Below are 5,050 nucleotides of genomic sequence, written 5' to 3' on the forward strand. Positions count from 1 at the left end.
GTGGCTTAAACGTAAAGTCGATCAGATGATCCTGAGCTGGTTCGTTGGCGATCCACAGAAATACGGGTTCCCCAAGCCTGACTACAAACTCTATGAGAGCCACCCGATTGTGAACTCTCTTGTTCTTTATCACGCGGGGCATGGTGACATTTCGATCAAACCGGATATCGATCATCTTGATGGCCAAACCGTTCATTTCACAGATGGCACAGCGCAAGACTACGACATGATCCTGACCGCGACTGGCTATCAGCTCGACTATCCTTTCATCGATAAGGACCATCTGAATTGGCAAGGTGACGCGCCGCATCTTTTCTTGAACGCGATGCATCCAGAGCGTGACGACCTCTTCGTGCTCGGCATGATCGAAGCCAGTGGTTTAGGCTGGCAAGGACGCCATGAACAGGCTGAGATGGTCGTGCGATATGTCAAAGCACTGCGCGCAGATCACATGAGCGCACGCGCGCTCAAAGCTGAGAAAGCGAACGGATACAAACGTGCGACCGGCAAGATGAACTACATCGATCTGCCGCGCATGGCCTATTATGTGGACAAGGCGACCTATCGCTCTGACGTGGGCAAATGGATCGACGCACTCAAAGGGGCGAAGACATGATTGATGATGTTGCGCTGAATTTCAGCTCCGGCTCGCTCCTCCTGCTCAACGCCATTCTGGCGATAGTTATGTTCTCTATCGCGCTAGACCTTCTCCCACGCGATTTTAAGGCGCTGGCGCGTGCACCCAAACCTTTGCTCGTCGGCCTATGCTCTCAGTTCATCGCGCTGCCTGCATTGACCTTCCTGCTTGTGACCCTAACCCAACCCGCCCCGTCTGTCGCGCTTGGTCTGATTCTTGTCGCCGCTTGCCCAGGCGGTAATATCTCGAACTTCATCACCCATCGCGCGGGCGGCAATTCTGCACTTTCCGTTTCCATGACAGCCTTCGCCACTGTCGGCGCTATCTTCCTGACCCCGCTCAACATTGCGTTTTGGGGCAACCTGTATGAACCCAGCCGCGCGATCCTAAAAGCCACGCAAATCGATCCCATCTCGGTGGCGATCACTGTTGTGTTCATGCTGATCCTCCCCCTCGCGCTGGGGGTATGGCTAAATCACACGAAACCGGACCTGACCGCGCGTATTCGCAAACCGTTGCAGTGGCTCTCCATGACAATCTTCGTCGCTTTTATCCTCGCTGCAATCGCTGGAAATTGGGCCAATTTCCTCAATCTCGCAGGCGTCATTGTCGCGCTTGTGATCGCCCACAATGCACTCGCGCTTGGCACTGGATTTACCCTTGCCTCGCTTGCCGGCGTGTCGTCCTTTGATCGCCGCGCGATTACCATTGAAACGGGCATTCAGAACTCTGGCCTCGGCTTGGTTTTGATCTTTGGTTTCTTTGGCGGCATGGGTGGCATGGCTGTCGTCGCAGCCCTCTGGGGCATTTGGCATGCGATCTCAGGCATTGCGCTCGCCTCAATCCTTTCGCGACGAACGGCTGCAAGATGACCCGCATTCTGATCACAGGGGCCAATGGTATGATTGGCCGTGCGCTGCTGGCGCAGATGTCGCCAGACCAATTGGCACAGTGCACGGCCAGCGACCTTACGGCCGATGCGCTACCAGATGGCGTGGATTTTCGCCGCCTCGACGTGACGGGGGATGACCCCGAAACGGTCATCGCAGATGTGAAACCCGAAGTCGTGGTGCATCTCGCCTCTATCGTCACGCCGCCCCCTGGCTTGGGGCGAGAGACCGCTTTCAACGTCGATGTCACGGGCACTCAAAACGTCCTCAACGCGTGTCTCAAACATAGCGTGCGCCGCCTTGTCGTAACCAGCTCTGGCGCGGCCTATGGCTATCACAAAGACAATTCAGTGCCCCTGCGCGAAAGCGATGCGTGCCGCGGCAATCCTGAATTCGCCTATGCGGATCACAAACGTCAGGTCGAAGAAATGCTCGCCAAAGCGCGCGATGAACATCCTGACCTCGAACAGGTCGTGCTTCGCGTTGGCACCGTCCTTGGCGTGGGCACACGCAATCAAATCACAGCGCTCTTTCATAGACCTCGCCTGCTCGCAGTGCAGGGCAGCGATAGCCCTTTCGTGTTCATCTGGACCCGCGACTTGGCCAACATATTGCTACGCGCAGCGACCAACGGCCCCGCAGGTATCTACAACGTCGCAGGCGATGGCGCGTTGAGTGTCGATATGCTCGCGCGTGCATTGAACAAACCTGTGCTGCGCCTGCCAAGCTGGGCGCTGAAAGCTGCGCTTGCTGTGGCAAAGCCGCTCGGCCTCACCCAATACGGACCCGAACAAGTGCGCTTTTTGCAATACCGCCCTGTTTTGGCCAATGACGCGCTGAAAGCCGACTTCGGCTACATGCCCGAAAAAACATCTGCCGAGGTTTTTGACCTTTGGCGCGAAAGCGAGGGGCTATGAAATCCGCTCTCATCTCTGGCGGCGCAGGCGGCTTGGGCCGTGCGCTTACCACTCAGCTAATCTCCAAAGCCTGGCATGTGACGGCGCTCGATCTTGATGTCAGCGCGCTAGAAAGCCATCCACAGGTCACAGCGATAGAGCTTGATCTAACCGACGGCATCGCTCTCAAATCAGCCATGGAGCAGATCATTGATGCGCGCGGCCAACTTGACCTTGTGATTTATAACGCAGGCGTGTCGCATATTTCCGCGTTTGAGCACGCGGATGAAATCGCCCATCGCCACTTGTTCGAGATCAACTACTTCGCCGCCGTCAACATGGCGCGCCACTGCCTTCACGCCGTGCGCGCCGCGCAAGGCACGCATCTTGCGATTTCATCAGTTGCGGGTTTCTCACCACTTTTTCACCGAACCGCCTACTCCGCCTCCAAACACGCGTTAGAGGGTTTCTTTTCCTCGCTCCGATCCGAAGAGGCCGAACATGGCGTTTACACCCTGATCGCAGCGCCCAGCTTTGTCGGAACAAACCTTGGGCACAGCGCAGCTGATCAAAACGGCATGCAGCGCCCCGGCTCAGCGGCCGACGGTTTGGACTACATGACACCCGACGATGCCGCAGCAGTCATTCTAAGCGGATATGAGGCCAAGCGCCCTTTCATCCCAGTGGGGCGCGTGGCGCGATTGGCATGGTGGATCGACAGCCTTGCGCCGCGCGTGTTTCAACGTCTCATGGAGCGCAACATCAAAGGTGAGTAGCAGGCAATCGCCGTGCAACCAGTGCGCTGATGATCAACATGCACGCCGCGCAGAACAGACAGAACGCCAGGCCACCGATTTGATAGCTAAGACCAGAGAGCACTGTACCCACTAAGCGGCCCGTTGCGTTTGCCATGTAGTAGAAACCCACATCCATCGTGACACGTTCCGCCGTGGTAAAGCGTAAGATCAGATAAGAATGCAGCGCAGAATTAAGCGCAAACAATGCCCCGAATGTGAGCAAGCCAAAGATCAAGATAGGCGTGAGGCTAGACACATCCGCGACGATGAAACCGCTTAGGATCAAGGGCACCAACGCAAGGACAAAGGCCAGTCCTGATGCGCTTTGCACAGGCAACCGAGACAGGATCTTCGGCGCATAGGCCTGCACAAAACCGTAGAAGATCGTCCAGATTGCCATGAAAGTGCCAATCAAGAAGAATGTCGCTTTGTTGCCGTCCTCTGTGCCATCAGACCAAACGCTGTAGAAATAGATCGGGATACCAACAACGAACCAAACATCACGCGCGCCGAACAAAAATACCCGTGCAAGACTAAGCCAATTAACCGCCGAGTTCGTCGCCATGACAGAGCTAAATTTCGCGCCCTTCAATCCCGTAGGCAGGCCAGACGGCATGCGCAGCACGACAACGATAAACACAAGGGCAAGAGCCGCCACCATGCCGAGGATCGCGCCTTGAAATCCGAGCGTTCCCAGAAGCGCAGCACCCAGAAGGAAGCCCAAACCTTTTACGGCATTTTTTGATCCCGTTAGGATCGCGACCCATTTGAACAATGCCCCTTCGCCAGAAGGCGCCAATGTTTTGACAGCGGATTTGCTGCTCATCTTCGCAAGGTCTTTGGCAACACCTGACAGGCCCTGCACACACATTACAAATATGACGGATACCGTGATGCCCCATGAGGGATCAAGCTGCGTGAGCGCAAGCATTGCAACGAGCTGCAGCGCGAGACCGGCATAAAGCGTCGATGCCAGACCGAAACGCGCCGCAAGCCAACCCGCGCAAAGGTTCGTTATGACCCCTGCAATTTCATAGATGACAAACAGATAGGCCAACTGCACAGGCGAAAAGCCCAGCGTATGAAAGTGCAGCAGCACCAACATACGCAAAGCGCCATCTGTGAGCATAAAAGCCCAATAGGCCGCGGTCACCGCAAGATAAGCCGCAAATCCAGTCGGTTTAGTCACAGAGCGTCACCCACCATGCGCGCAACATCAACGAGGCGGTTCGCATATCCCCACTCGTTGTCATACCACGCGTAAATCTTCACCTGCGTACCGTTCACAACCATCGTTGAAGGCGCATCAACAATGCTGGATCGCGGATCATTGGTGTAATCGGCAGAAACAAGCGGTCGGGTTTCATAGCCAAGAATACCTTTAAGCGGACCATTGGCGGCAGCCTCAAAAAAGGCATTCACTTCTTCAGCAGTGGTTTCCCGAGCAACCTCAAAAACGCAATCCGTGAGGGAGGCATTAAGCAAAGGCACCCGCACTGCATGGCCATTCAGCTTGCCAGTAAGTTCAGGATAGATCAGCGTGATCGCCGTAGCAGACCCCGTGGTTGTTGGGATCAAAGAATTCAAAGCAGACCGCGCGCGGCGCAGGTCTTTGGCAGGGCGATCAACGATTGTCTGTGTGTTCGTCACGTCATGAATTGTCGTGATTGAACCATGCTTGATCCCTAGGTTTTCGTGGATCACCTTAACAACGGGCGCGAGGCAGTTGGTCGTGCATGATGCCGCTGTGACGATATTCTGCGTCATGGGATCGTAGTCGTGATTGTTCACGCCATAAACGATATTCGCAGCGTTGCCGTCCTTGACTGG

At 55.6% G+C, this 5,050-nt stretch carries 4 protein-coding genes and 2 pseudogenes; 4 read left to right on the plus strand and 2 right to left on the minus strand.

The annotated features are described in order from the left end of the window. The 4 genes and pseudogenes from ABJQ89_RS06720 to ABJQ89_RS06735 all read left to right on the plus strand — a co-directional run. A pseudogene (locus ABJQ89_RS06720) lies at positions 1–616 on the plus strand (NAD(P)/FAD-dependent oxidoreductase); the annotation flags it as partial. Next, on the plus strand, positions 613–1,509 hold the full coding sequence (locus tag ABJQ89_RS06725) for a bile acid:sodium symporter family protein (protein ID WP_348495497.1): 897 nt from the start codon (positions 613–615) through the stop codon (positions 1,507–1,509). The pseudogene ABJQ89_RS06720 and the gene ABJQ89_RS06725, both read left to right, overlap by 4 nt. Further along, complete coding sequence (locus ABJQ89_RS06730; RefSeq protein WP_348495498.1) at positions 1,506–2,444, plus strand: SDR family oxidoreductase; 939 nt, start codon at positions 1,506–1,508, stop codon at positions 2,442–2,444. The genes ABJQ89_RS06725 and ABJQ89_RS06730 overlap by 4 nt, the downstream gene beginning before the upstream one ends. After that, positions 2,441–3,199, plus strand: coding sequence for an SDR family NAD(P)-dependent oxidoreductase (locus ABJQ89_RS06735; RefSeq protein ID WP_348495499.1), 759 nt, complete (start codon positions 2,441–2,443; stop codon positions 3,197–3,199). The genes ABJQ89_RS06730 and ABJQ89_RS06735 overlap by 4 nt, the downstream gene beginning before the upstream one ends. On the opposite strand, the gene arsJ is transcribed toward ABJQ89_RS06735, so the two are convergent. Beyond that, positions 3,186–4,409: an organoarsenical effux MFS transporter ArsJ gene (gene arsJ, locus ABJQ89_RS06740; protein WP_348495500.1), complete on the minus strand. Its 1,224-nt coding sequence runs from the start codon at positions 4,407–4,409 to the stop codon at positions 3,186–3,188. The genes ABJQ89_RS06735 and arsJ overlap by 14 nt on opposite strands. Beyond that, positions 4,406–5,050: pseudogene (locus ABJQ89_RS06745) on the minus strand (glyceraldehyde-3-phosphate dehydrogenase); the annotation flags it as partial. The pseudogene ABJQ89_RS06745 and the gene arsJ, both read right to left, overlap by 4 nt.

Origin of the sequence: Planktotalea sp. (genome assembly GCF_039984035.1) — a bacterium.
Classification (GTDB): Bacteria; Pseudomonadota; Alphaproteobacteria; order Rhodobacterales; family Rhodobacteraceae; genus Planktotalea.

What these genes read in the sequence shown, in the direction of transcription:
- ABJQ89_RS06725 (WP_348495497.1), top strand. Translation starts at nt 613, where the DNA reads ATGATTGATGATGTTGCGCTGAATTTCAGCTCCGGCTCGCTCCTCCTG.
- ABJQ89_RS06735 (WP_348495499.1), top strand. Translation starts at nt 2,441, where the DNA reads ATGAAATCCGCTCTCATCTCTGGCGGCGCAGGCGGCTTGGGCCGTGCG.
- ABJQ89_RS06730 (WP_348495498.1), top strand. Translation starts at nt 1,506, where the DNA reads ATGACCCGCATTCTGATCACAGGGGCCAATGGTATGATTGGCCGTGCG.